A 2,113-nucleotide genomic window follows, 5' to 3' on the forward strand; every position below is an offset into this window, starting at 1 on the left:
CGGTCGAGCCGACGATGGCCTGGACGGTGGCCAGGGTGTTCTTGACCCGGTGATGCAGCTCCCGGATCAGAAGCTGCTGGCGCTCATCCGCCTGCTTGTGCTTCGTGACATCGATGTTGACGCCGATGATGCGGCTCGGGCTGCCGTTCTGGCCGTAGAAAATGACCATGCTGCCTTCGACGTGGCGGAAGGAACCGTCCTGCAGCGGGATGCGGTAGAAAAAGGAGAGCTCCTGGTCGCGCCGCGCGACGGCCTCGCGGAAGTTCTGCTCGAAAGCCTGCACATCGGCCGGATGCACCCGCGAACTCCAGCCCTCGTAAGTCCCCTCGAAACTGTCCGGCGCGATCTCGAACAGCCTTTCCTGCTCCGGCATCCAGGTAATGGCGCCGTTGGCGACGTCCCAGTCGAAAACGCCGATCCGGGCGGCTCGCTGGGCCAAGGCGAGGCGTTCCTCGCTCTGGCGGAGCGCCGCTTCGGTTTCCTTGAGCCGGTGAATGTTGATGCTCGTCCCGATCTTCCCGCGGAAGTCGCCGTCAGGGCCATAGAGAGAGCCGACCCGCACCAGATGCCAGTGATAGGTGCCGTCGATCGCCCGGTAGCGCATCTCGGCTTCCAGTACATCCTCGGTGGCGTTCTTGGCGTCCTCCATGATCCTTGCCAGATCCTCGGGATGAACGATGGAAAGCCAGCCATGGCCGAGGGTCTGCTCACGGGAGAGGCCCGAGAACTCGAACCAATGCTGCTCGTTGACGTAATAGATCAGCTCGAGTTCCGGCGTGGCGATCCATGCGAAGCCGGGAAGGGCTTCCGTGAAGCGCCGGAAGCGGAACTCGGTTTCATGCAGGCTCCGTTCCGCCCGCAATCTCTCGACGGCCGTCCAGCTGCGCCGGGCCACGTCCTCGACCAGGGCGACGTCGTCGTCCGACCAGGCGCGAGGCGCTGAGGAGATCGCATAGAGGATGGCCGCGATGCGGCCTTCCTTGAGCAGAGGCACCGTGAGCACGGCCCGCGCATTGATGGTGCTGTAGAAGTTCTGAAGCTCAGGCGATCCTGTGCGTGGGTCGGTCGCGATGTCGTCGATGGTGAGGATCTGGCCCTCTTTCGAGTCGTCGATCATGCCATGCAGGAATTCCTGCAGGCGGTAGGCCCGGCCCTCGTTGCTGATCGCGCCTCTGGACCATTCCCGCTCGACGAGGACGACGCCGCGGCCGGTATCGACTTCGCCGTAGCCCACGCTGTCCACTTTCAGAAGCTGGCCGATGCTTTGCGCCGTCGCTTCCATGATCGCGAAAGGATCCTTGAAGCCCTGGAGCTGGTGGTTGAGTTTCAGGAGATAATCCTGGCGGCGTTTGGAATCCTGAAGCTCTTCCTTCGCCCGCTCGCGCTCGGTGATATCCTGCGTCACGCCGACAAGGCGCACCGGCCTGCCGGCTTCGAGGATCGGCGTGCCCCGCACGAGGATGCGGCCGATGCGGCCGTCAGGGCGGACGATGCGATGCTCGATGTTGAAGTCGGACCGGGTCGCCAGGGCATAGGTGACGGCCTGGTTGATGCGCTCGATATCGCCTGGGTGCTGCAGCTTCTTCAGGGTCTCGTAGGTCAAGGGCTCATCGGGCGAGAGCCCGAGATGGGCTTTGCAGATCGGCGTGGCCGTCACCTCGTTCGTGACGAGATCGCGTTCCCAGGAACCGAGACGGCCGAGTTCGAGCGCAAGCCGCAATGCGGCGCCATGGGCAAGAGGCTCCGTCCCGGTCATGCTCGGGCCTTTTTCCTGCAGATCCGCCTTGCGCTCGGCTGCCGCCGCAGCCGTTCGGGGAAACTGAGGAACTTCGACCTTCTTGGCCATGAACGATGCTCTTGAGGTGTGCCTGCCGCCTTCTAGGCCCTTATAGAAGCCGCGTCACCTCGTGACGTAAAGTCATATTGATGAGCTGCAATAAATCAGGAGACCAGCTCAATGTTGAAGATAAAGTTAATTGCCTGAGTGATCGGGGTTGAACAGCGGCGGTTCCCCGGGGATTGGCATCGTCATAGTAAAATAAAGCCCTTCGGGCCGAAAATTCATGTCGACGTCGGCCTGGAGCTGTGTTGCGAGGACGCGCTGGAGGAGCCT

1 protein-coding gene is annotated in these 2,113 nt (G+C 62.5%); it reads right to left on the reverse strand.

Going from position 1 to position 2,113, the window contains the following annotated elements:
• On the reverse strand, positions 1-1,846 hold a 1,846-nt coding region (locus L879_RS0118085; RefSeq protein WP_027317328.1), incomplete at its 3' end, for a GAF and PAS domain-containing protein.
• Between the last annotated feature and the right edge of the window lie 267 nt (positions 1,847-2,113).

This window comes from Microvirga flocculans ATCC BAA-817 (genome assembly GCF_000518665.1).
GTDB lineage: Bacteria > Pseudomonadota > Alphaproteobacteria > Rhizobiales > Beijerinckiaceae > Microvirga > Microvirga flocculans.